Below are 22,361 nucleotides of genomic sequence, written 5' to 3'. Positions count from 1 at the left end.
TCCGTGGCCAGTGTGAAGCGTGGATGATCTGCGAGCTCTTTTCCACGATCCCATGTCAGAGATTTGTAGAGCTCGCGCGGCAGCTTCTGAGCCGATTTGATCAGCGCAGTTATGAACTCTCGGTGTCCTTGTTGGAGACTTTTACCAGCATGACATATCTGGAATGCCGTTCCACGAGGGTTGCGACATAGCTGTTTTTTGAGCCGCCAATCAGGTCGCCTTCCCAGTGTCATGGCACGGCACGATCCTCGACGGATGCAGGCCTTTCGCTGATAGATACAGCATTCTTAATCTGGCCATTCCCCTTGCGCTTCCAGATGTAGCTTATATCACCCGCCCATTTCTGGTTCAGGCCATCCGCAGTGAAGTCCTGATCCAGAAAGCTGGGGCCGCGTTAAGCCGCTGGTCGTCGCCATCCGCATTGCGTCACGCCGGAACTCTTCTGTGTATCTTTTTGCCATTCCATATCTCCTTCATAGCAAACATTGCTCGAAAGAGACCGGAACTAAAACGGGGCAAGACCAGTCATGGCGTATGCGCTAAACCGTCCATTCTTCATCGTAAATCTCCTCAGATATTTTGCCGAGAAAATTCGGCTTTTGAACACCATTAAATTTAGGGGGGATTACCATTGGGCTGCGCAGAGCAATCATATTGACACTTGTCTACGTCTCTCATTGTCGATCTTTACCTCTTTCATAGCCAGTATTTCTTGAAACAGGTCGGATCGTAAGCGTTGCAAGACCAGATCACTTCACGATTTGAGCGAGGCCAAAAAATAAGAAAGCGGAACCTTCTTCCGTCTGATCCGTTGTCTGAGAAGTATAAGTGCTCACTTAACGTGGCGCGCGCACAAAAGGATCCTGTCATGACAACCAATTCAACAACGACTGACACAGTCAGTGGGATTATCGATAAAAGTGTTGAAGTCGCGCATGGGCGTGACAAGGTTTGTGTGGCTGATCTCGTAGCCTCCTTGGGCAGGCAGGTGCTTTTGTCGATGTTGTTGCTGCCTGCCCTAGCCGTGGTGACGCCGTTGAGCGGCATACCGGGCTTTTCGTCGCTGTGTGGCATCACCATTGCATTGGTTGGCATGCAACTGTTGTGGGAGCGGGACACCATATGGTTGCCTGACTGGATCATGCGTCGAAAGTTGTCCGCAGCCAGATTGGAAAAAGCAGTAAAATGGCTAGACGGGGTGGCAACGTGGTGCGACAAAATCAGCCGACCACGCCTGCAAGTCTTGGTGCAAAAACCAGGCGCAATTTTTGCGCAAATTATGTGCATTTTATCGGGGGCGGCGATGCCGTTCCTTGAACTCGTGCCTTTCAGTTCGTCTATGTTGGCGGTTGCGATCAGCCTATTTGCAGTGGGCTTGGTCATGCGTGATGGACTGTTTGTTCTTGTTGGATTTTTTGTGTTTTTGGGGGCAGGGGTCGTGGTGGTTTGTGTCGCAGATTACATTTTTTAATAAAAAAATGGGAACAGTTTGCGAGGATACCGCGTTGTTATTTCAACCGAGCCGGACAAACCCGGCGGATGTGAAAACGACAAAAGGAGACATCAAATGCGTACCCTTATGACTTCAAGCACCCTCGCACTTATGATTGCAACCCCAGTCCTCGCGGGTTCTGTTGACACAGCTGAACAGACGGCGCCCATGAGTGCCACAGCGCCGATCGCTATTGAGACGACGATCTTTTTGAATGAAGCTGGTGCGAACGACATGTTTGGCAGCAATTTGATCGGCAAAACTTTGTACGCGTCAGAGCGTGACGCCACAGGTGCAGACAAAACGGCATTGGACCAAAATTGGGACAACGTCGGTGAAATCAATGATCTGCTTCTTGGGGCTGACGGCGAAGTGAAGGCCGTTTTGCTCGATATCGGCGGCTTCCTTGGTATCGGTGAAAAAACGATTGCTGTAGACATGTCAGAGCTGAGCTTTATTTCTGACGGCGAAGATAATGACGATTACTTTGTCACTGTGGCCTTGTCGAAAACTATGCTTGAAAACGCGCCTGAGTTTGAACACAAGAGCGATGATGAGACCGCTTCATTGGAATTGGAGTCCTTGGGGATCGCAGACATGTGGTATGGGCCCACCGTCGCGCGCGAAGATTACGTGGTCGTGTCTCAGGCCGATGTGTCCTTTGATGATTTGCTGAGCGTACCGATTTACAGCGAAAATGCCGCGCAAGTGGGTGAAGTCGAAGAGCTGATCGTTCAAGGCAACGGTGACGTCGAAGCCGCTTTGGTTGATGTGGGCGGGTTCTTGGGCCTTGGTGAGAAGCGCATTGAAATTTCTTATGACGAGTTGCTCATCATGCGTGAAGATGATGGCGACGACCTGCTTATCTTTGTGAGCGCCACTCAGGACCAACTGGAAGAGCGCCCTGAGTTCGAGGCGATTTAAGGATAATTCCTTACAAACACGATGATCAGGCCGCCCCCAGGGGCGGCCTTTTGCGTACAAGTTTTGGGCTTGCAAAAATCATGTGTGATTGGGGGCGTATCATTGGGGGGCGTATCATCTAACAGGCTTGTGAGCGAAGCACCTCGCCCCCACCTGCGACCGGGGTTTGCAGATCAAACCATAGGTTCGGGCACACCAAAAATATGACGCCCAAACTTACGCGCAGGGGGCAGCGCGTAGGGCACGATAAAGCCGCGATGATCTTGCGGCGCTCGGTCTTGATTTTGTGTCGCCCATTCGGCCCAAGCCCGTTGTGCGCTCTGCGGTACGAAAAATATGTCTGCTGCGTCTTCTGGCAACCAATGCCCCAAAACCCGTCGCGTCACCTGTGCGACATCCTCGGGGTGGTCTAGCACAATCCCAGCCTCGGAATCCCAATTGAGACTGCGCCCGTTCAAATTCGCAGAAGATACGATCGCTGCAGTGTCATCGAAAATGGAAACCTTGGCGTGGACGTAAATGATCGGCGCGCCAGACAAGTGCGCGCGTTTTTTGTGCACGTCAGCATCAGACATGGATCGCGATTGCACAGGAGATCCGACAAATATTCGTGCCCCAAACGCGCGGTGCAATCGGGTGACACAGCGCGCTTGCAGGTATTCGCCAAAACGTGCTTCCAATGCGGCAGAGCCTTGAAAGGCCACGTCTTCTGGTGCGCCCGGTAAGATCACGATCAATCGCAAATCGGGATTGCGTTTGGCCGCAGCGCACAGGGCGCGCGTGATGCTGCGGTCACGCAAAAACTGAGTTTCCAAATAGATCAGCTGTTCAGCGCGCTTGATGTGCTCGATATGCGCGGTGCGGATTTCGCGCAATTTTGAGTGCGGTGAAATGAAAGCCCCAGCAAACCGGCGGCGCTGAGACAAGCTGCGTACAAACCCTTCGGATGCGGGCGGGGGCGTGGCGCCTGCGACGGTGTCATTCAGATGCAAAAGATAGTCCCGCCCTGCGCGCGCCAATTCGGTATCGGTCAACATCAGCTGCACGTCATGCCAAGTGTGCTGGGCTGCACGGTTATGTTCAGGGCTGTCATAGCGTCGCTCGTTCAGGTCCAGACCCCCAATGTAGAGATGGGCGCGGTCAAAGACCGCGAGCTTGTGATGATGGCTGGCTGGATATTGATGCGGTATCGCGCTTGGGCGCATAGCGACTTTGTCGTCTTTGATTTGAACCCATGGGCGCAATCGTGGTGCCGTGCTCAAAATATCTTCGCCCGATTGCGCGGCCTTGTGCAAAATATCGCGTAATTTGCGTCGTGCGACGGGTGCAAATAACAACCGTGCCGCAAAACCAATTTTGGCGGGATGCAACAGCGCTTTATAGGTGAGTGTCCCTGAAACTGGCTCAATGTTTTCTGCGAGCGCTTTCAGCTGGAGCAACGAGGCCGTTGTGCCCCGATGCAAGTCGATGGCGTTGATCGGGTCAAAATCCCCAATGAAAACCGTTACGTGGATACCACGACGTAGCGTGTTTTTTATAAGATCGGCCCATGTCGTCCCAATGGCTTGCGCCCGCACTGATCGCAATTTTGTGCATGGATCAAAGATCCGAAACCCTAAAATGATTTCCTTTTGAGCGTCCAAAAAAGCGGTCTCTAATACAGGGAATGCTTCTTTTGCTGTTATCAACACATTAAGATCTCGGCGTTTTTCGGGGGAGTGTGCCGTGTTCATCGTCAGGTCCATCCGGGTCAATTAAGTGCAGAGTAGTCGCTGTCGGTTTGCTTTTCATCAAAATGCGCGATGGGAAATTCTACGATGATCTCATAGACCTCTCCATCATCTTGCACCTCTAGAGTGCCTCCGATTTGACGTGCGAAAGCGCCGATCAATCCACGCCCAAGGCCTGTGCCATTTGCTTGGTCTGGTGGTATGATAGGCGTGCCCATACTGTTTTGGATTGTCAAACGCGCTTGTTCTGGCGCGAGCTTTTCAAGGGTCACCGAAATATGTGGCAGCGCTCCATCGGGACGTCCAATATATTTTAAAGCGTTTGTGATGCTTTCCGACGCCATGAGCGACAAAGGCACAGCCTGATCAGGATACAAGATGATCGGGTCATAGTGTTGTTTCGATGTGACGCGCACGTCTTTGGGCAGGCCTGCTGACAACAAGGTTCCAATAATGCCGCGCAGCAACTCATCAGCACGCACACGTCCTTCGGTACTTGTTTCATATAAACTGCGATGAACCATCGCGATGCTCATCACGCGCTCCTGAACTTCTTTCAGCGCAGTTCTGGCCTCTGGGCTGCGAGCCTTGCGGATTTTCATGCTGACAATCGACGCGATCAGTTGCAGGTTGTTTTTAACACGGTGATGCACCTCTTTGAGTAACACCGTTTTGTCATGAATTGTGCCTTCAAGTTCGGCTTCATCGCGTACGATCCGTTCGGCCAAATCACGCCAAGCATGGTCAATTTCGCGCAATTCATAAGGCGCGCCTTCATCGAAAAGGCTGTCGTTGTGGCGGCGTGTTTCGGTGAACCTACGCATGTCACGCCCCAAACAGCGAATGTGTTTGATCACCAAGCGGTGCACGGCAAAATACGCCACCCCAAGGCTGGTCAGCCACATCACGATGGGAAAAATCATCGGCGTTGCCATGGCTATACCGGGAGCGACCGACAGGTTTGTACGCGACCAACTGCCAATGGCATAAATTTGATCGGACAAAATCGGTACGACTGCAAAAATACGATCTTCACCGTCTCGGGTTTTTCCCGAAAAGGCGACACGTTGCTTGGCCGCAAGCTCGGACAATGGCGCGCCCGCGGGCAAACTGTCTTCGACGTCTTGTAATCCGTCCTCAGCGCTCAGAATTTCACCTTCTATGTTGAAGGTGACAAGAGTAATAGGGCGGTCTTGCGGCGCGCTGTCATGGTCAAAACTCATTTCCCGATGCGGAAGAGAGACCGAAACATAGCCCCAAAACGCGTCGTCGATGAACACCGGTGTCGACAGTACGATCACCGTGGTTTTGCTAATCTGGCCGAACCGCACGAGATCGCTGCGGGCAGCGGGATGTTCGATCATGCCCAGATAGACTTCGTTGTCGGAAAAATCGACAGTGTTTGCCGATGAACCGCATGTCATCAGGCCATCGGCGTTGACGAAACCTGCGAATGAAAAATCAGGGTTGTTGGCGATGAAATCTACAAAAATCTTACGGCAGGTGTCAGAGTTGTCCAGCACCGAGCCGACAACAGCTGCCATCGCGTTGGCACTGCCAAAACCGGCACGGATCAATGATTCTTCGCTCTGCGCTGCCTGCGAGGTCAGGGCCAATAACGCGGCTTCGGCACGCTGATCTGTCGCCTGTGCGAACTGATGTGTCAGAGAAACTGAAATAAGCCCAATCGGGAATAGGGCTAAGGACAACAGCGCTGCGATGCGAAACCACAATCGGTGAATAATGCCACTGCGGCGGCCGGCGCTCATGCAGCGTCTCCACGCACAGGGCGTTCAGCGCCTAAAACAGCCTTGGTTTGGGGGTCAGTTAAATCCAATGGCTCGCCGTCTTCAAGTTCCAGCAGTTCGCTCAACCTTTGACGTGCGCGGTTCACACGGCTCTTAACCGTGCCGAGCGCCACGCCACAGGTCAGGGCGGCCTCTTCGTAGGAAAACCCCATAGCGCCCACCAGCATAAGGGCCTCGCGCTGCTCGGTTTTGAGTTGAACAAAAGCCTGTTCAAACTCTGCCATAGCAAGGCGTCCATCGTGGTCTGGTTTCTCTGTCAGGGTGGCAGCAAAGGTGCCGTCGCTGTCTTGGACTTCGCGCTTGCGTTTGCGTTGGTCTGAATAAAACGTGTTGCGTAAAATCGTAAACAGCCACGCGCGCATATTTGTGCCAACCTCAAAACTGCTTAGGTTTTCCCAAGCTTTCATAATCGCGTCTTGAACAAGGTCATCTGCGTGACTTGAACTGCGTGTTAAACTTAACGCAAATGCACGCATCGCGGGCAGGTGCTCTACGATTTCCTGAGTAGGGTCCTTCATAGCGACACCATCTTTGGATATATTATCCATGTTTTTCATCTTGCTGGCGCAATTTTTCAAGCAGGTCCATGAAACGATCTGGAACCTGTTCGTTGAGTGTCTTTTGATACACTTTGCGTAGATTTTCCTCGATTTGTTCCTCGAGGGGAGTTTTTGATCCGTGTTGGTCCATTACTCTGCCTACATCCTACATTTATTTTAGATTATTTTCACTTCTTACGGAACCTAACGCATAAGATCTGCGTTAGGTTCCCGAGAAAACATAAAAAGGACGAAAAAAATGTCGACAGCTCCAACGCAGGCGTCTTTGGCCACAGTGGTGGCAAACCTTTTGCCGTATTTGCGTCGGTACGCACGCGCCTTAACGGGGGATCAAATTACTGGTGACAAATACGCCGCCATCACGCTTGAGGCGCTTTTGAGCGACCGCACAGTGTTTGATGAGATCGAAGAGCCAAAGGTGGCGCTGTTTCATGCCTTTCACTTGATATGGGCCAGCGCGGGCGCGCCAACGGGTGAGGATGAAACAGGGATTGCCAAGCGCGCTCAGGCGCATTTGCGCCGTTTGACTCAAAACACACGCGAGGCACTTTTGTTGCGCACAATCGAGGGGTTCACCCTTGATGACATCGCGGTGATCATGGCGATCGATGTGGATGACGTTGAGCATCTTTTGTCTGTTGCACAGGATGAGATGTCCGAGAGTGTTTGCGGCCGTGTCATGGTGATCGAAGACGAAGCCATTATTGCGCTCGATTTGCAGGGCATTGTCTCTGACATGGGACACAAAATTACAGGCGTCGCAACGACACGCACACAGGCACAAGCGCTGTTCTCACAAGACACCCCTGATCTGATTTTGTCCGACATCCAGTTGGCTGATGGTTCCAGCGGAATTGATGCGGTCAATGATATCCTAAAGACAAATTCGGATATCCCAGTGATCTTTATCACTGCTTTCCCCGAGCGCCTGTTGACAGGAGAACGCCCAGAGCCAGCGTTTGTTATCACCAAGCCATACAGCGAAGAGCAAGTGACCTCAGCCGTAAGCCAAGCGATGTTCTTTGCAAGCACAGAAACTTTGCTGGCCTAACGGCGCCGTAGGCTGATCCAACAATGCATGATGACTGCACGATGACTGTAAAGTTCATCTCATCTGCTTTGCTCAAAGCAAACGCCCCGCCGGATAACCGTGCGGGGCGTTTTTTGAGGTGCGCAATGCGGAACCCCAACTGCGCGGGTCTCATACTAGGGGATGAGAGGGAGACCCGCGCAATCACAATTGATCGAAGGGATCGTTTTAGACTGGCGGCTTGCCGCGTACGGCCCGCACAACCATTGCGAGAACAAACAACACAACAAACACAAAGAACAAGAATTGTGCGATCCCTACAGATGCACTTGCGATGCCACCAAAACCGAACACGCCAGCGATAATCGCAACGATGAGAAATGTAATTGCCCAACCTAACATAGCTAAACTCCTTTAAATTATTCACGCGCCAAGATGACGCTTTCTGGTGGACCAACGCGTCGACATGCAGATTGGTTCCGAAGTTTTAAAAACTTATTTTTTGGAACGTTTGTGCTGAGCCATGCGTTGAGTAAGCGAAACCTAAAACAAAGGAGAACCACAATGCCACGTACTCAAACAGCCACACCCGTTGAAAAAACAACCGCCGAACTGGAGGCCCAAATCGCAACTCTGAAATCAGATGTTGCAGCCTTGACCTCTACATTGTCTGACTATGGTCAGGCACAAAAAGCCCAGCTGGGCGATGCTGCCTCTGAAACTTTGGACCTCGCACGTCAAAAAGGTATCGAAGCGGCAGAGCAAGCCCGCCTGCAAACGCGTGATGCAATTGCGTCGGCAGAGAAAACCGTTCGTGCAAATCCTGGAGCTTCAATTGGTATTGCCGCAGGCGTTGGTTTTCTTGCGGGTATTCTGGTCACACGTCGCTGAGGTGTAGCATGATAAAAAAATTTCAAAGACAGTTGGCCCAAGGCGCGCGACGCGCGGCTTGGGCCACCGCAGGCACCCTCCTCTTGGTGGTGGGCATCGGTTTCTTAACCGCTGCGGCTTGGATGGTGCTCAGCACCCTTAAAGATGCGCAATTTGCTGCTCTTGTGATTGGCTTTGTCTACGTTGGCCTCGGCGGCCTTGTTGTCGCCATCGGCATGACATCAAACCGAGCTCCTGATATCCGGCCCTTACCACATCCTGTCGGTCCAGACGACACGCTTGAGCGCATGGCCGCTGCGTTCTTTACAGGGTTCCAATCGGCAAAAGACTTTCGCCGATAAGCCACAAGCAACCAACCGCGATTCAAATGCGCAAAGGTACACCTTCGCAAGTTTGGATCGCTGCACGAGGTGACGTTTTTGCAGTGCCTTGAAGTGATGCGGCTTATTCCGGCGGATAGGAAGCTGCAAAGGTGTCATTTCATGGTCACCTCATGATCACCGCTGGTCACTGCCAAAAAAGGCGCTGGGCCAAAAAGGCGCTGGGCCAAAAAGGCGCTGGGTCTGTGAGGGCAAGGGTGAAAGCCTGAGCCAGCATAGACCGGCTCGTCGCCTGTATAGCCGCCTGTATGATTGTAATTCATGCCGGCGGCGTCGGCTAAAGGCAAACGCATACTCCCACAAACAACATAATCCCAAATATGTCTGGTCGATCCGTGTAAGATTTGAACTGGATGTAAATCATCGAGAGCATGCTCTATTCAACATCGCGAGCGACAGAAAGCTGCGCAGATTGGATTTTGTGCGACCGAAATTCGTGGATGTTTAGTGGGTGTTTATCGGTGCGCCAAGAAAAAAAACAATATTTTGAGGAACCTTTTGGTGGTTCGCGTGTTGGTTAAGTGAAACTCACATAGAAGGACATTCTCAATGGAATATGGCATTTTTGGACTACTCGTTCTGGTTGCTGATATCTATGCGATCATCAGCATCATATCGAGCCGAGCGTCTGTGGGCGCAAAAGTGATCTGGACACTTCTCGTTCTTTTGCTGCCGATTTTGGGCTTCGTCATTTGGTTCTTTGTCGGACCTCGTGGCAGCGCAAAGATCGCCTAACACAACGTAACTTCTGCAAGACTGATATCAAATCGATGACCGACCTGTAGATGCACTGTGGGTCGTGTGACATCGCTTGGAAATTGAAAGGAAATTAAAATGAACTGGGATCAAATCGAAGGTAAATGGAAAGAGATGACTGGCTCCGTGAAAGCAAAATGGGGCGAGTTGACGGATGACGATATCGCCGAAATCGACGGCAATCGCGAAGTGCTTGAAGGCAAAGTCCAAGCCAAATACGGCAAGACAAAAGAACAAGTAAAGGCTGAGGTCGACGCGTTTTTGGACAGTCATTAATCGCCGAATTTCGGGTAGTTTAGAAACCTCTCAATAGAAGGATCAAACTCATGACCTTGAACACACTTGAAGACGTTTACCATGATCAGCTCCAAGACATTTGGAGCGCAAACAAGCAGGCCCTAAGCGTGCTGACCGAACTCGGTCAGGCCGCCAAAGATGAAGACTTATCCAAGGCTTTGATCGCGGGTTCCAACGGAATCCGCGATGGGATGAATATGATCGAATCAATCTGCAGCAAGCACGATATTGATCCAAACGGCGAACATTGCAAAGGCATGGAAGGCCTCGTTGCAGAAGCCGCAGCCCATGTTCTGGAAGAAGACTTCGGCGACAATGATGTGCGCGACGCAATGATCATCACACAGTATCAGCGTATGGTGCACTATGCCTTGGCCGGTTACGGGTGCTTGGTCGCATTTGCCAATCGTTTGGGGCACGATGACGATGGCGCAGTCCTTCAGGATTGCCTGAATCACACCTACGACGGCGACAAAACGATGACAGCCATCGCAACCGGTGGCGTTAACGCGAAAGCTGCCTAAGATTTCAAACAATCTCAGGTTTAGATATGGCCTGATGGGAGGGCGGCGAAAGATTCGCCGCCCTCAAACGCCTTTCACATATTTGCCCCTGACACGCAGCGAGACACGGGGGCTTGAAGTGCAAGGTGGCGTCGCACTTGCGTGAATTTCGAAAGAGAGTAACGCAGAATTGCGATCCGTCACACGCGATTGGTGGGTAAGGCCCGCGTGGTCAGTGTACGCAAAATTGCTGTGATCGCGAACTGCGCGTCCAAAGCTGCGGCTTGAAATATGCGTCTGCGCAAAACCAAAGTGCCATCATATCCTTCGAGCGTCTCACAAAGGTAAATTTGAACGGTTTACTTTGGCGTATTCTCAAATTCCAACTCGACAGCGTCGCTCAACCAAAAACTCCGGTCTACCAAAACAACCTGTCCTTCTAACTTTCGGACATGCGTCATGCTGATTCCCATTGTATCAGTGGGGACGCCTAAGTGTTTAGACGGCACAAATGGAATATTCGTGACCCGCATACGTGCCGACACTTCATTTGCTTTGAGGCCATAGTTTTTATGCAAATTTTGCGTCATGGGCGAAATGTAAGGCTGCTCCGCATATCCGGGGGCCGCCTCCAAAAGCAAACAGTCTTCGCCATACACAAGGCGACGCCCCTCAATTTGCACAACGGATTTCTCAAGAACAAGTGGGGTACCGATTGGGACTTCAAAGCGATCTGCATACCACCCCTTTGCCTCCAAGATTTCGCGACCAATGTAGATATTTTCAGTGAGCAAGCCTTGGTTGCGCATCTGCCGCATAAGGTTGACTGAACTCAACGGATTATACAGCACACGTCGCTTACTGACAAAATAACCACGACGATCAGAGCTATAGATTGCGCCCTCAGTTTCTAGAATACTGAGGGCCTTGCGTGCGGTCATGCGCGCCACCCCGTGGTCTTCAGCAATAGTGCGCTCTGATGGCAACCGGTCACCGGGGGCGCGCAAGCCGGAACGAATTTCTTCGATCAAAACGTCACGGATTGTCAGATAAAGCGGTAGGTTGAGATTCACCTCGATGGGGGATTGCTGCGTCAAAAGCGTAGGATCGCTATGGGGGCCAGAAGGCGTGTCAGCAGTCAAGTTAGATCCCTTTTCGTCTTGCTGGACAGCTCAATCAGAACTGCAAAATGTCAAAAGCCAGTGTCATGAAAGCTATACAAACCTGAGATAGGTCACAATCAAGTTCTCTGGTCTATACCAGATCTTCAGAGGCTAAATGTAGTTCAAAGGAACACCCCATGTCGACACATCACTCCATCGCGTTTGCCGCATTGGCCGCATTCTTTATTGCAACCGGTCCTGGCGATGCCCAAGCGAATGACCTGATCATCGCCGTTCAGGATGTTCCCGACAGCCTTGATCCTGTCACAGAGAATTCAAACGTAAATCTGCGGATGGTCTATTCCCTTTACGAAACGCTGGTGAAAACGGATTATCGCGATGGCGGTAAGTTGAAGCCAGGTTTGGCCAGTGAATGGACCGTAATTGACGGTAAAACATTGGAATTCAAACTGCGCGAAGGCGTAACATTCCACAATGGCGACACTTTGGATGCAGCTGATGTTGTTGCCAGCTTTGCGCCTGTGCGTCGCGGATTGGACGAGAATGTGCCTGTTGAATCTCGCCAGTTTTTTAGTGGTATCGACAGTGTCGAAATCATCGATGACATGACGGTGCGTATCCACATGAAGGCTAACGACGCGATTGCGCTAAACCGTTTTGCATCCTTCCCATCGCATATTATCTCCGCTGATGCCTTTAATGCCGCCGAAAGCTATGCAGATTTCGCAGCGCAGGCAATCGGAACTGGGCCTTATAAACTTGCCACGTATGAAGTCGGCAATAAGGTCGTTTTTGAAGCTTTCGATGGCTATTGGGGCGAACCCAAAGCGGCAGCTGACACCGTGACATTTTCCGCAGTCGGCGAACTGTCTACACGGATCGCGGGTCTGTTTTCCGGCCAGTTTGACATCATCACCGAGATCGGCGCAGACGATTTTGCCCAGATCGAAGGAAACCCGCTAACCGCAGTTGCGGGTGCTTCAAGCGAAAATATTCGCGGCTTGTTTTACGATTCCACAAATGAGACACTGAAAGACCCACGTATCCGTCACGCGCTGAACCTGTCCATCGATCGTCAACTTTTGGCGGATACGTTTTATGCGGGTAAGACAGTTGTGACCAACGGGTGGCAAATGCCAACCTTTGGCGACATGTATCTCGCGGATCGCCCTCAGCCAGAATACAACGTCGAAAAAGCCAAAGCCCTGCTCAAAGAAGCTGGGTATAAGAACCAAGAAATCGTCTATCGCGTCCTCAACGGCTATTACACCAAACAGTTGGAAACAGCTCAAGTTCTGCAATCTATGTGGCAAGAAGCAGGCCTGAACGTAAAGCTTGAGGTCAAAGAAAACTGGGACCAAATCAACGAAGATACGGAAACACGCCATATCTTTGATGGATCGTTCACGGCCTATTACCCTGATCCTATGGGGCAGTTCTGGCGTCGCTTTGGTCCCAATGGCGGTCGTGCAGGCAGTCACTTCATCATCACGCCAGAGATGTTGGCCCTCGGCGAAGTTCTTGCAACATCGACCGACACCTCCGAGCGCCGCGCCGTCTTTGCCGAGATGTTGGACACCTTTGAAGCTGATCCAAATGGTGCAATCCTGCATGCGCTTGCTGGTTTCAAAGGCATCAGGGCTGACCGGTTGTCTTATGATCCCATCGCATCGGAATACATGGACCTCACCACTGACAGCGTGAAGTTCAAATAATGACCCAGACGTGTCTTTCCAGCCAAGTGACCGCCCCCTTGCTTTCAATGCAAGGGGGCGGTGTTCGCTTTGCCCAAGTCGCTGAGTTGCCGGCTTGTGATGGGATTTCCTTTGATCTTCATCCTGGTGAAATACTCGGCATCGTCGGCGAAAGCGGTGCTGGCAAAAGCGTGATTTGCCGTGCGTTGATGGGAATGTTGCCTGTGACGGCAACAGTTTCAGGATCAATGTGTTTTGAAGAACAGACCCTAGACTTGTCGAATACACGCGCCACGGCACGCTTGCGCGGACCAAACATTTCGATGATTTTCCAAGACCCGATGAGTGCGCTTGATCCTTTAATGACAGTGCGCAGGCATTTGGCGTTGCGCACAAAATCAGACCCTATTCCTATTTTACAGCAAGCAGGTTTATCAGAGCCTGAAAAGCTGATGGACAGTTATGCTCATCAGCTTTCGGGCGGCCAATGCCAACGCATCGCCATTGCCTGTGCTCTTGCGCATAATCCCAAAGTGTTGATTGCCGATGAGCCCACAACCGCGTTGGATGTCACAGTTCAGGCGAGCATTCTGAAACAATTGAAACGGCTGGCATCCGAGCGCGGTATGGCGATGATCCTTGTCACGCATGATCTGGGTGTCGTCTACCAGCTATGCGATCGTGTGCTTGTCATGCAACAAGGACGGGTTGTGGAGCAAGGTCTTGTCCAAACGGTTCTGACCGCGCCGCAACATCTCTATACCAAACAGATGCTGGCAGCACTGCCGAGGCCTGCGTCGCGCGGGCGTCGTTTGGGTCTTTGTGAGAACGACACGCCCCCGCCGTTGGCCGCGCCAGCACGTATTTCTTCAAACGAACCCGTATTGAAATTTACGGATGTGTCGGTCCAGTACCGGCGCGGAAACGGTGATGCTTTCAATGCTGTTGATGGCGTGTCTCTTTACTTAAGGCGGGGTGAAATTCTTGGTCTTGTGGGCGAGTCCGGTTCGGGCAAAAGCACATTGGCAAAAACCGCTGTTGGTCTTGCGACCCCGTCAAAAGGCAAAGTCTTGCTGGACGGCGAAGCCCTGAATTGGGCCGACGCAAAAATGGCGTGGCGCCGCGATGTGCAATACATCTTTCAAGACCCGCGCGGTGCGCTTGACCCCTCGGCGCGCATTTTAAATCAAGTGCGTCAACCGCTCGACATTCACCGCGTTGGCACCGTTGTCGAACGCGACGCGCGTGCCCGTGCATTACTTACCGAGACGCGGCTTGATGAGACGCTCTTTCTTCGCAAACCTGGCAGCTTATCGGGAGGCCAACGTCAACGCGCCACGATTGCCCGTGCGCTTACATTGCAGCCCAAAGTGCTGATTTGTGATGAATCTGTTTCCGCCTTGGATGCGACCATTCAGGCACGTGTTTTGAATTTGCTTATGGATTTGCGGGAAAAATTTGGTGTTGCGATCCTGTTTATCAGTCATGATTTGTCCGTGATCCATCAAATCTGCGACCGTGTGGCCGTGATGCGGCAAGGGCAATTGCTTGAGCTAAACCATACGGAGCCGCTGTTTGCGAGACCTTCACATCCCTACACGCAGGCCCTGCTTGATGCCGTGCCAGTCTTGCCCGGATCTATGCAAACGCCCTTGTTAACGCCGATGGTGCACGCATGACTTGGGTATTTGCACGTATAGGGCGGGCGATACTCACGCTGTTACTGCTCATAGCCTTTACCTTTTTCACCTTGGCGATCAGCGGCGATCCGGCCGTGGCAAAATTTGGTGAAGACATCGATATGGCGACCTTGGAAGCCTTTCGCGCCAAATGGGGGCTCAATTATCCGCTTTGGAAACAGTTCCTGATTTATCTAAACGGCATCGTTCATTTGGATTTCGGCGTTTCATTTCGCACGGGCGAACCTGCTTGGGGTCTTGTGGTCTCGCGTTTGCCTGCAACACTGTCCTTAATGCTGCCGACAATGGTGTTTTCTATTCTTATTGGTGTGCCGCTTGGGGTCTTCGCGGCGATGAACCGCGGCAAATGGGCTGATCGATTTACGATCGTGCTGGCCGTCGTGGCGCTGGCTATCCCATCCTTTCTTTTGGGGTTATTGCTGATGTTTGTGTTTTCGGTTTGGTTGGCATGGTTGCCGCCCTCTGGAATCGTTGGTTGGCAGTCCTACATCATGCCGTCCGCAACGCTTGCCATCGCGACGGCGGCGATCTACGCGCGGTTTACCCGATCGGCGATGGTCGAGGTTTTGTCACACCCGATGATCGAGACAGCGCAAGCCAGCGGTCTTTCGCGCCGCGTGATCTTGTGCATGCACGGCTTGCCCAACGTGCTTTTGCCGCTCATCACCATTTCAGCGCTTGAGTTCGGCAATATCCTCACCTTCGCCATCGTGGTTGAAAGCGTGTTCAGCTGGCCCGGCGTTGGACGTTTGTTGATCACAGGGATCGCCAATCGCGATTATGCCGTGGTTCAAGCCATTTTGCTTTTGACCGGAACAACCGTGATCGTGGCCAATCTTTTGGCGGATATTGCCTATGGTTATGTCGACCCGCGCATTGCGGACGCCCGCCTTAAAGGGCGCAGACACAACGCCGTATTGGATAAGACATGAAAACACTTCGACATCTGCCATGGCTGATTTTGCTGTCTTTAGCCGTCGTCGCGACGCTGCTTATTTGCGCGATTTTCGCCAATTTTTTGGCGCCGCATGACATCACGCAAGTCGATCTGCGCAATCGATTTCAATCGCCCATTTTCCTTGGCGGGGCTTGGGGCAACCCGCTTGGCACCGACAGCCTTGGGCGCGATATCTTAAGTTTGCTGCTGCGCGGCATTCAAGTGTCGATGACAATCGCAGCACTTGGCACCATCGGAGGGGCTGTTCTCGGGGTTACCTTGGGATTTGTCGGGGCTTGGGTTGGCGGTTGGGTCGATAACTTGATCGGCGTTCTGATCGATTTTCAATCCACAATCCCAAATCTCATTTTGGCGCTCGCGTTGATCGCGGCCTTTCCTGAGGTCAATTTTGGTGTCTTCGTGCTGATTATGGTCATCTATGGATGGGAACAATACGCCCGTTTGGCCCGTGCCATCGCATTGTCCGCCAAAAGCCAGCCTTATGTGCAGGCCCAGATCGTTTTTGGGGCGAGCCCTCTGCGCATCATCACCCGTTCTATTTTGCCAAATGCCGCTGCGGTGCTGTTGGTGAACATGTCGATCAACTTTCCCAGAACCATCTTGGTTGAATCGACGCTGAGCTTTCTGGGGATCGGCATTCAGCCGCCAGATACCTCGCTTGGTGTGTTGATCGGGCAGGGGCGTGACCAGCTTTACAACGCGCCTTGGGTGGCTTTGATGCCTGGCTTTGTTATTCTGATCGCCACAATTTCTATTTCACTTTTGGGCGATTGGGCCCGTGACCTTGTTGATAAGGACTAAAAATATGACCAGCTATGAAGACCGCGTTCTGAAACTTGTCGTGATGAGCGATATCCACCTGTTCCCAAAGGGCGAAATCAGGAAAGAACTAGACACTGCCGCACGGTTTACGCAAGCGATTGATGATGCAGATCGTCTGTACGCCGATGCTGACCTTTGTGTCTTTGCAGGCGATATCGCCGATAGCGCAGAGGTCGCGGCCTATGAGCAGTTCGACCATATTCGCCAAGTATTTTCTGTGCCACAACGGGTGATGTTGGGCAATCATGATGACCGTAATGTATATGTGGCATGTAGCAAAACGCCGATGCTCGATGAAAATGGTTTTGTGCAGGGCTATGAGGACATTAAAGGTCATCGGATTTTGATGCTCGACACATCCGAGCCCGATATGCACATTCGCTACAGCCTTTTGTGTAACAAAAGACTGGCGTGGATCGCAGACCGTTTGGCTGAGGCAAAAGACCTAGAGCTTAAGGTTATTATCTTACTTCACCACAACCCCTGCGCCTTTCAAATGCCAGTGGACACCTACCGTTTGAACGAGCCCGATCGTCTGTTGAAAGTTCTGAAAGAAAGTGGCGCGGATATTATCCAAATTCTGGCCGGTCACTGCCATATCACAACGGCTGGAAGCTGGGGAGGCTATCCTTGCGCCACGATCAAGGGAAACCAGCACAGTGTTGAACCCTATTTTCGCGGACGTACAGAACAGCAAGCGTGCTATTCTTCACCGGCACAATTTGCGGTGATTTTATCTGACACGGTCAATTGTGCTGTTCATTTCCATGACTATTTAAACACTGCAACAGTCATGGACCCAGACCTTTTCCCTCACAAAGCAAACCAGCTTTTCGAGGATGTCGATAAAAACTATCCATTTCCAGCACAAAATTAACGAAGCATATGTGGTCGATGCGCCGGCCGGTGGAAACCCCAGTGTTGGTATTGGTCGCTATAGCGATCATATCATTGTCGGTATTGGTGAAGACGACATGGCCTATGTCGATGGTGAAAATTTAGAAGGCATAAGCGCAGATGACATTCTTCTACCAGACACATCCGAAACAGGTTTTGCATACGAAAACTTGGTTGCTGGTGCGAGTTGAGGACGTAGCGAATTGACGGTTTGTATCTGCGGGGATCAGGGCACGGGTGCAGGCGTGAACCTTAGATCACCCGCAGTGGCGCGGCAACGCTAGAGCTTTTCGAGGAGTTGATCCCAAATCTGACCTTTGCCAACAGCTCGAATACGCTAACGACCCGTCGCGATGTTGTACTTAAAGTTATCGATGCGGCGAGTTTTGGCGTCACATCGCGGCGGGATTCCATTTAAAGTTAAAAATGGCAATTGGAATCGGTGGGGGGCAGGACGATGTAAGACTGTCGTTTTGCATCACATGCAAACGGGGGATGACGTCTCGATCCCCCGCATAAGTTTTGTTAGGCTGTTTACGATAAAGCCTAGATGCATCGAACTAAGACATGATGCGCCGTTCGGTTTGCGCATCGAAAAAGTACAGGTCGCTTTGCGCAAGTTTGACGCCGATTTGATCGCCAAACTTTGGCAGATCAAGCGAGCGTTCCTCAAAAACAAGCCTTTCCCCCTGTGCAGTGAAAGCATGCACATAGGTGACGCCACCGAGCATTTCGACGACTTCCACGCGCAAGCCTGTGCCCGCGCGGTCCAGTTCCAAATTCTCAGGGCGCAAGCCAATGGTAATCTCATCAAAAGTGGCGGCAGGGGTGGGCACGGCAAAGCTGAGACCGGGTAGGGCGTCGGCGGTGATCTGGCCGTCCTTTATCACGCCTTTGACAAAATTCATCGACGGAGACCCGATGAAGCCCGCGACGAATTTGTTGCTTGGGTTTGTGTAAAGCTCCATGGGGGATCCGACCTGTTCGACGTGGCCCGCACGCAGGACGACGATTTTATCGGCCAGAGTCATGGCTTCCACTTGGTCATGGGTGACGTAGATCATGGTCGCGCCGATTTCGTGGTGCAAGCGCGCGATTTCGACGCGCATGTCGACGCGCAGCTCAGCATCTAGGTTTGAGAGCGGCTCGTCAAACAAGAACACATCAGGGTCACGTACTAAAGCGCGGCCAATGGCGACGCGTTGACGTTGCCCGCCTGACAGGGCTGCGGGTTTGCGGTCCATGTAGTCTTCGAGCTTTAAAATGGCAGACACACCATCGACCTTGGATTTGATCGTGGCTTTGTCGACGCCGTTCATTTTTAGGCCAAAACCCATGTTTTCACGCACAGTCATATGCGGGTAAAGCGCATAGGTTTGAAACACCATGGCAATGCCGCGATCTGCTGCATCCACATGGGTGACGTTGCGCCCACCGATGATCACGTCGCCGCAGTGGGTTTCCTCTAGCCCTGCGATCATGCGCAGCAACGTGGATTTGCCACAGCCCGACGGGCCAACGAAGACACAGAATTCGCCTGGTTCGATCTCAAGATCCACACCGTGAATGACCTGCATCGCGCCATAGCGCTTGATCGCCTTCTCAAGTTTAACCCCTGACATCTTAGCCTCCCAGCTTTGGCAGCATCCAAGCGGCAGCGCTTGCGCCGATTTGTTGTGCCGTATTTTGTAAATCCGTTTTGTACTGTTCTAAGTCTTGCAGCGTCGCACGTTCGGTCGAACTGGTGATAGACATCGCACCGTAAAGCGCGCCTTGTGGCCCCAAAACCGGCACCGCGATACAGATGATGCGCGGCTCATGTTCCTCGTCGTCGAAAGACACGCCGCTGCGTTTGATCGCATCCAGTTCGGCGTTGAAATCCGCTGCATTGGTGAAAGTTTTCGGCGTGTAGCCATAAAAACTTTGTTGCGCGACGTGCTTGTCGCGTGCCGTTGGACCCAGATGCGCCAGCATGGCTTTGCCCACGCCGGTGCAATAGGCAGGGCCGATTTTGCCAGCGTTCGAGAACATCTCGATGGGTTTAAGTGCATTGCGTTTGTCCAAGTATAGCGTCTGCGCGTTGTCCAGCTTGGCCAAGTGAATTGTTTCGCCTGTGGCATTGGACAGCGCGTCCAAATAGGGCGCCGCAATGGGTGCCAGCGAGGCATTTTTCCAAGCAGAATGCGCCAAGCGGATCAGGCGTGACCCGATGGCGTAATGGCCGCTGTCTTCGTTGTGGCTTAGCATCTCTTGGCTCACGAGTGTTTGTAATAAGCGGTAAGTTGAGGGCTTGGGGAAGGGGCTTTGTTTCAAGATGTCATTGAATTTCACCGGCGCCTTAAAGCTTTCGACAATGTCGAGCAGGGCCAGCGCTTTGCCAACGGTTCCGTCTTTGAATTCAGCCTCTGTGGTCATGATGTCTTCCCAATTTGCGCATTGACTCACTAGCGCGTCCATGTCTAGATATCAATACTTAAAACAAAGTTTCAAATAATGAAATTAAATTGTTTGCCAGATGAAAGTTTTTTTGGGAGGAAAACACGATGAAATTTAAAGCGACAATGATGAGCCTTTGCACAAGTGCATTGGTTGCCGGTGCGGCGGGCGCAGGGGATCTTGTGATCAACTTTGACGACCCAGGCCCCGCACCAAAGGCTGCGTTTGAAGCGGCTGTTGCAGCGTTTGAAGCTGCAAATCCAGATGTGAATGTGACCGCGAACATCAATGACCGCGAAGCGCATAAAACAGCGATCCGCAACTTCTTGTCTGCAGACGCGCCAGACATCACAGCATGGTACCCGGGCAACCGCATGGCACCATTCGTAGACGCGGGCCTGTTCGAAGACATTTCTGATTTGTGGGCGTCTGATCCAAACCTGTCCACAAGCTTTGAGGCGATCAAGCCAACGATGTCGCGCGACGGCAAACAGTGGGGCGTGCCTTACTCGTACTACCAATGGGGTGTTTATTTTCGCGCAGACATCTTTGCCGACAATGGTATCGAGAAGCCTGCCACTTGGGACGAAATGCTTGGTGCGTGTGATACGCTCAAAGCGGCTGGCGTGACGCCATTCACCATCGGCACCAAATACCTTTGGACGGCGGCTGGCGTGTTTGATTACCTGAATTTGCGCACAAACGGCTATGACGTGCACAACGCGCTGACGGCTGGCGAGATCAAGTACACAGATGACCGCATTCGCGCAACATTTGCCAATTGGAACACCATGCTTGAGCGCTGTAGCTTTGTCGACAATCACGCGACTATGTCGTGGCAGGACGCACTTGCACCTTTCTCTCAGGGCGAAGCGGGCATGTATGTAATGGGCAACTTTGCGGTGGCGGCGATGAAAGACGCGGGGCTGACAGACGACCAAATCGGTTTCTTCCAGTTCCCAGAAATCACACCAGGTTTGCCACGTGCCGAAGAAGCGCCAGCAGATGCTTTGTTCATCCCATCAGGTGCGAAAAACAAAGAAGATGCGCGCAAGTTTCTTGCTTTCATCGCGCAGCCTGACGTTCAGGGTGAGTGGAACAAAGAGATTGGGCAGCTTCCGCCAAACTCCAAAGCCACAATCAACATGGATGACAAATTTATCGTTCAAGGCTTTGAAACTGTGTCCACAGCCTCTGGTTTGGCGCAATTCTATGACCGTGATGCGCCTGCTGAGATGGCCAAGGGTGGCATGGAAGGCTTCCAAGAATTCATGCTGAAACCTGAGCGTCTGGATGCGATTCTTAAGCGCTTGGATAAAATCCAAGAGCGCGTTTACAAGTAATCCTCCCGCGCCGATCGCCGCCTTGCGTGGCGGTCGGCGTATTCTGTTTCTTGATACATTTGTCCTGAAATTCACCCCTCACATGTGCTTGCCCAAAAGGACTGTACCATGCCCGATACCGCTCTGCCGCGCCGAAGCTGGCTCAAAGCCAACCGCCAACGTGTGGCACCTTGGGTCCTTTTGGCACCGGCCATCGTGTTTTTTGTCGTCTATGTGATCGCGCCGATTTTCCAATCGATGTGGTTCTCATTTTATGCATGGGACGGGCTTGGTGAAAAAGAATGGGTGGGCATGGCCAACTATGTTGAGCTGTTTGATGATGACCGTTTCTATACCTCATTGAAAAACAACATTATCTGGCTGGTGCTGTATCTTTTGGCCGTACCTGCGGGGCTTATGGTGGCGCTGTTTCTCAATCAAAACATCGCAGGTATGCGGTTTTACAAGTCGATGTTCTTCTTTCCGTTTGTGTTCTCGCAAGTTGTTGTCGGTTTGATTTTCACGTGGTTTTACAATCCAAGCTTTGGCATCGTCGGCAAAGTTTGGGATTTCTTCGGTGCCTCTGCGCCCTCCATTCTTGGGGATGAACGCTTTGTCACCTACGGCATTATTTTCGCGGGGCTCTGGCCGCAGATCGCCTACTGCATGATCTTGTACCTCACCGGTCTCAACAATGTGTCGTCCGATCAGATCGAAGCGGGACGTCTGGATGGGGCGCGCGGGTTTCGGATGCTGCGTCACGTGATCTTGCCGCAGCTTTGGCCCGCGACCTTTTTGGCCATTGTTGTGACCGTGATCGGCGCGCTGCGCTCGTTTGATATGATCGCTATCATGACCCAAGGCGGCCCCTACGGCACATCCAATGTGCTGTCCTATTTCATGTTCGAACAAGCGCTGTCGGAATACGGGTTCCGCATGGGCTACGGTTCTGCCATCGCGGTGATCTTGTTCTTCATTATGCTCATATTTATCAGCTACTTCTTGTGGGTGATGTACCAAGACGAAAAGAGGTAACA

25 protein-coding genes and 1 pseudogene are annotated in these 22,361 nt (G+C 52.0%); 16 read left to right on the top strand and 10 right to left on the bottom strand.

Annotation, left to right across the window (positions count from 1 at the left end; all coding sequences use genetic code 11):
- Both WNY38_RS16445 and WNY38_RS16440 read right to left on the bottom strand, forming a co-directional pair.
- Positions 1-313: pseudogene (locus WNY38_RS16445) on the bottom strand (IS30 family transposase); the annotation flags it as partial.
- A 16-nt stretch (positions 314-329) separates the two neighbouring features.
- Positions 330-461, bottom strand: coding sequence for a hypothetical protein (locus tag WNY38_RS16440; RefSeq protein ID WP_342858449.1), 132 nt, complete (start codon positions 459-461; stop codon positions 330-332).
- Positions 462-868: 407 nt separating this feature from the next.
- Between WNY38_RS16440 and WNY38_RS16435 the strand changes: the two genes are divergently transcribed.
- Complete coding sequence (locus WNY38_RS16435; protein WP_342858448.1) at positions 869-1,471, top strand: exopolysaccharide biosynthesis protein; 603 nt, start codon at positions 869-871, stop codon at positions 1,469-1,471.
- Between the two features lie 96 nt (positions 1,472-1,567).
- Positions 1,568-2,416, top strand: coding sequence for a PRC-barrel domain-containing protein (locus WNY38_RS16430; protein WP_342858447.1), 849 nt, complete (start codon positions 1,568-1,570; stop codon positions 2,414-2,416).
- A gap of 173 nt (positions 2,417-2,589) precedes the next feature.
- Here WNY38_RS16430 and WNY38_RS16425 read toward each other — a convergent pair whose 3' ends face one another.
- The 4 genes from WNY38_RS16425 to WNY38_RS16410 are packed head-to-tail and all read right to left on the bottom strand — an operon-like array spanning position 2,590 to position 6,644.
- A complete protein-coding gene (locus tag WNY38_RS16425; RefSeq protein WP_342858446.1) occupies positions 2,590-4,149 on the bottom strand; it encodes a phospholipase D-like domain-containing protein in 1,560 nt (519 codons plus the stop codon).
- Between the two features lie 17 nt (positions 4,150-4,166).
- Positions 4,167-5,915, bottom strand: coding sequence for a sensor histidine kinase (locus WNY38_RS16420; protein ID WP_342858445.1), 1,749 nt, complete (start codon positions 5,913-5,915; stop codon positions 4,167-4,169).
- Positions 5,912-6,502, bottom strand: a complete 591-nt coding sequence (locus WNY38_RS16415; RefSeq protein ID WP_342858444.1) for an RNA polymerase sigma factor — start codon at positions 6,500-6,502, stop codon at positions 5,912-5,914. Before WNY38_RS16415 ends, WNY38_RS16420 begins: the two co-directional genes overlap by 4 nt.
- Complete coding sequence (locus tag WNY38_RS16410) at positions 6,495-6,644, bottom strand: NepR family anti-sigma factor (protein WP_342858443.1); 150 nt, start codon at positions 6,642-6,644, stop codon at positions 6,495-6,497. The genes WNY38_RS16415 and WNY38_RS16410 overlap by 8 nt, the downstream gene beginning before the upstream one ends.
- A 108-nt stretch (positions 6,645-6,752) precedes the next feature.
- On the opposite strand from WNY38_RS16410, the gene WNY38_RS16405 reads away from it, so the two are divergent.
- Positions 6,753-7,565 carry a response regulator gene (locus WNY38_RS16405; protein WP_342858442.1) on the top strand — a complete coding sequence of 271 codons (813 nt, stop codon included), beginning with the start codon at positions 6,753-6,755 and terminating at the stop codon, positions 7,563-7,565.
- 207 nt (positions 7,566-7,772) lie between these two features.
- On the opposite strand, the gene WNY38_RS16400 is transcribed toward WNY38_RS16405, so the two are convergent.
- Positions 7,773-7,946: a DUF1328 domain-containing protein gene (locus tag WNY38_RS16400; protein WP_342858441.1), complete on the bottom strand. Its 174-nt coding sequence runs from the start codon at positions 7,944-7,946 to the stop codon at positions 7,773-7,775.
- Between the two features lie 162 nt (positions 7,947-8,108).
- Here WNY38_RS16400 and WNY38_RS16395 point away from each other — a divergent pair, with 162 nt between their 5' ends.
- The 5 genes from WNY38_RS16395 (at position 8,109) to WNY38_RS16375 (ending at position 10,392) form a co-directional block, all read left to right on the top strand.
- Positions 8,109-8,435 (top strand): DUF883 domain-containing protein, encoded by a 327-nt coding sequence (locus WNY38_RS16395; protein ID WP_342858440.1) that lies wholly within the window; start codon positions 8,109-8,111, stop codon positions 8,433-8,435.
- Positions 8,436-8,443: 8 nt separating this feature from the next.
- Entirely contained in the window at positions 8,444-8,776 is a 333-nt protein-coding gene (locus WNY38_RS16390) for a phage holin family protein (protein ID WP_342858439.1), read from the top strand.
- A gap of 588 nt (positions 8,777-9,364) precedes the next feature.
- The gene (locus WNY38_RS16385) at positions 9,365-9,550 is read left to right on the top strand and encodes a PLDc N-terminal domain-containing protein (protein WP_342858438.1); all 186 of its coding nucleotides are present in this window, start codon (positions 9,365-9,367) and stop codon (positions 9,548-9,550) included.
- 99 nt (positions 9,551-9,649) lie between these two features.
- Positions 9,650-9,847, top strand: coding sequence for a CsbD family protein (locus tag WNY38_RS16380; RefSeq protein ID WP_342858437.1), 198 nt, complete (start codon positions 9,650-9,652; stop codon positions 9,845-9,847).
- A gap of 50 nt (positions 9,848-9,897) precedes the next feature.
- Positions 9,898-10,392 carry a ferritin-like domain-containing protein gene (locus WNY38_RS16375; RefSeq protein ID WP_342858436.1) on the top strand — a complete coding sequence of 165 codons (495 nt, stop codon included), beginning with the start codon at positions 9,898-9,900 and terminating at the stop codon, positions 10,390-10,392.
- 338 nt (positions 10,393-10,730) lie between these two features.
- Here WNY38_RS16375 and WNY38_RS16370 read toward each other — a convergent pair whose 3' ends face one another.
- Positions 10,731-11,513, bottom strand: coding sequence for a GntR family transcriptional regulator (locus WNY38_RS16370; protein WP_342858435.1), 783 nt, complete (start codon positions 11,511-11,513; stop codon positions 10,731-10,733).
- A 158-nt stretch (positions 11,514-11,671) separates the two neighbouring features.
- Here WNY38_RS16370 and WNY38_RS16365 point away from each other — a divergent pair, with 158 nt between their 5' ends.
- Genes WNY38_RS16365 through WNY38_RS16340 form a run of 6 tightly spaced genes read left to right on the top strand, consistent with a single transcriptional unit; the run spans position 11,672 to position 17,757 of the window.
- A complete protein-coding gene (locus WNY38_RS16365) occupies positions 11,672-13,210 on the top strand; it encodes an ABC transporter substrate-binding protein (protein WP_342858434.1) in 1,539 nt (512 codons plus the stop codon).
- On the top strand, positions 13,210-14,868 hold the full coding sequence (locus WNY38_RS16360) for an ABC transporter ATP-binding protein (protein ID WP_342858433.1): 1,659 nt from the start codon (positions 13,210-13,212) through the stop codon (positions 14,866-14,868). Before WNY38_RS16365 ends, WNY38_RS16360 begins: the two co-directional genes overlap by 1 nt.
- Positions 14,865-15,821, top strand: coding sequence for an ABC transporter permease (locus WNY38_RS16355; RefSeq protein WP_342858432.1), 957 nt, complete (start codon positions 14,865-14,867; stop codon positions 15,819-15,821). The genes WNY38_RS16360 and WNY38_RS16355 overlap by 4 nt, the downstream gene beginning before the upstream one ends.
- Positions 15,818-16,648: an ABC transporter permease gene (locus WNY38_RS16350; protein ID WP_342858431.1), complete on the top strand. Its 831-nt coding sequence runs from the start codon at positions 15,818-15,820 to the stop codon at positions 16,646-16,648. Before WNY38_RS16355 ends, WNY38_RS16350 begins: the two co-directional genes overlap by 4 nt.
- A 4-nt stretch (positions 16,649-16,652) precedes the next feature.
- The gene (locus WNY38_RS16345) at positions 16,653-17,546 is read left to right on the top strand and encodes a metallophosphoesterase (RefSeq protein ID WP_342858430.1); all 894 of its coding nucleotides are present in this window, start codon (positions 16,653-16,655) and stop codon (positions 17,544-17,546) included.
- A 10-nt stretch (positions 17,547-17,556) separates the two neighbouring features.
- Positions 17,557-17,757 carry a hypothetical protein gene (locus WNY38_RS16340; protein ID WP_342858429.1) on the top strand — a complete coding sequence of 67 codons (201 nt, stop codon included), beginning with the start codon at positions 17,557-17,559 and terminating at the stop codon, positions 17,755-17,757.
- A gap of 369 nt (positions 17,758-18,126) precedes the next feature.
- Here WNY38_RS16340 and ugpC read toward each other — a convergent pair whose 3' ends face one another.
- The gene (gene ugpC, locus WNY38_RS16335; protein ID WP_342858428.1) at positions 18,127-19,188 is read right to left on the bottom strand and encodes a sn-glycerol-3-phosphate ABC transporter ATP-binding protein UgpC; all 1,062 of its coding nucleotides are present in this window, start codon (positions 19,186-19,188) and stop codon (positions 18,127-18,129) included.
- Between the two features lies 1 nt (position 19,189).
- Complete coding sequence (locus WNY38_RS16330) at positions 19,190-19,981, bottom strand: IclR family transcriptional regulator (RefSeq protein WP_342858427.1); 792 nt, start codon at positions 19,979-19,981, stop codon at positions 19,190-19,192.
- A gap of 128 nt (positions 19,982-20,109) precedes the next feature.
- Between WNY38_RS16330 and WNY38_RS16325 the strand changes: the two genes are divergently transcribed.
- Together WNY38_RS16325 and WNY38_RS16320 are read left to right on the top strand one after the other, a co-directional pair.
- The gene (locus tag WNY38_RS16325) at positions 20,110-21,345 is read left to right on the top strand and encodes an ABC transporter substrate-binding protein (RefSeq protein WP_342858426.1); all 1,236 of its coding nucleotides are present in this window, start codon (positions 20,110-20,112) and stop codon (positions 21,343-21,345) included.
- A 108-nt stretch (positions 21,346-21,453) separates the two neighbouring features.
- Positions 21,454-22,359 (top strand): sugar ABC transporter permease, encoded by a 906-nt coding sequence (locus tag WNY38_RS16320; RefSeq protein ID WP_342858425.1) that lies wholly within the window; start codon positions 21,454-21,456, stop codon positions 22,357-22,359.
- Positions 22,360-22,361 lie beyond the last annotated feature (2 nt).

The organism is Pacificibacter sp. AS14, from assembly GCF_038899935.1.
Taxonomy (GTDB): domain Bacteria; phylum Pseudomonadota; class Alphaproteobacteria; order Rhodobacterales; family Rhodobacteraceae; genus Celeribacter.
Note: the sequence above shows the minus strand (reverse complement) of the source record. Positions and strands in the feature narration are given on the sequence as shown.

Coding starts and splice junctions, on each gene's coding strand:
- WNY38_RS16440 (WP_342858449.1), bottom strand. CDS start 461: ATGGCAAAAAGATACACAGAAGAGTTCCGGCGTGACGCAATGCGGATG.
- WNY38_RS16435 (WP_342858448.1), top strand. CDS start 869: ATGACAACCAATTCAACAACGACTGACACAGTCAGTGGGATTATCGAT.
- WNY38_RS16430 (WP_342858447.1), top strand. CDS start 1,568: ATGCGTACCCTTATGACTTCAAGCACCCTCGCACTTATGATTGCAACC.
- WNY38_RS16425 (WP_342858446.1), bottom strand. CDS start 4,149: ATGAACACGGCACACTCCCCCGAAAAACGCCGAGATCTTAATGTGTTG.
- WNY38_RS16420 (WP_342858445.1), bottom strand. CDS start 5,915: ATGAGCGCCGGCCGCCGCAGTGGCATTATTCACCGATTGTGGTTTCGC.
- WNY38_RS16415 (WP_342858444.1), bottom strand. CDS start 6,502: ATGGATAATATATCCAAAGATGGTGTCGCTATGAAGGACCCTACTCAG.
- WNY38_RS16410 (WP_342858443.1), bottom strand. CDS start 6,644: ATGGACCAACACGGATCAAAAACTCCCCTCGAGGAACAAATCGAGGAA.
- WNY38_RS16405 (WP_342858442.1), top strand. CDS start 6,753: ATGTCGACAGCTCCAACGCAGGCGTCTTTGGCCACAGTGGTGGCAAAC.
- WNY38_RS16400 (WP_342858441.1), bottom strand. CDS start 7,946: ATGTTAGGTTGGGCAATTACATTTCTCATCGTTGCGATTATCGCTGGC.
- WNY38_RS16395 (WP_342858440.1), top strand. CDS start 8,109: ATGCCACGTACTCAAACAGCCACACCCGTTGAAAAAACAACCGCCGAA.
- WNY38_RS16390 (WP_342858439.1), top strand. CDS start 8,444: ATGATAAAAAAATTTCAAAGACAGTTGGCCCAAGGCGCGCGACGCGCG.
- WNY38_RS16385 (WP_342858438.1), top strand. CDS start 9,365: ATGGAATATGGCATTTTTGGACTACTCGTTCTGGTTGCTGATATCTAT.
- WNY38_RS16380 (WP_342858437.1), top strand. CDS start 9,650: ATGAACTGGGATCAAATCGAAGGTAAATGGAAAGAGATGACTGGCTCC.
- WNY38_RS16375 (WP_342858436.1), top strand. CDS start 9,898: ATGACCTTGAACACACTTGAAGACGTTTACCATGATCAGCTCCAAGAC.
- WNY38_RS16365 (WP_342858434.1), top strand. CDS start 11,672: ATGTCGACACATCACTCCATCGCGTTTGCCGCATTGGCCGCATTCTTT.
- WNY38_RS16360 (WP_342858433.1), top strand. CDS start 13,210: ATGACCCAGACGTGTCTTTCCAGCCAAGTGACCGCCCCCTTGCTTTCA.
- WNY38_RS16355 (WP_342858432.1), top strand. CDS start 14,865: ATGACTTGGGTATTTGCACGTATAGGGCGGGCGATACTCACGCTGTTA.
- WNY38_RS16350 (WP_342858431.1), top strand. CDS start 15,818: ATGAAAACACTTCGACATCTGCCATGGCTGATTTTGCTGTCTTTAGCC.
- WNY38_RS16345 (WP_342858430.1), top strand. CDS start 16,653: ATGACCAGCTATGAAGACCGCGTTCTGAAACTTGTCGTGATGAGCGAT.
- ugpC (WP_342858428.1), bottom strand. CDS start 19,188: ATGTCAGGGGTTAAACTTGAGAAGGCGATCAAGCGCTATGGCGCGATG.
- WNY38_RS16330 (WP_342858427.1), bottom strand. CDS start 19,981: ATGACCACAGAGGCTGAATTCAAAGACGGAACCGTTGGCAAAGCGCTG.
- WNY38_RS16325 (WP_342858426.1), top strand. CDS start 20,110: ATGAAATTTAAAGCGACAATGATGAGCCTTTGCACAAGTGCATTGGTT.
- WNY38_RS16320 (WP_342858425.1), top strand. CDS start 21,454: ATGCCCGATACCGCTCTGCCGCGCCGAAGCTGGCTCAAAGCCAACCGC.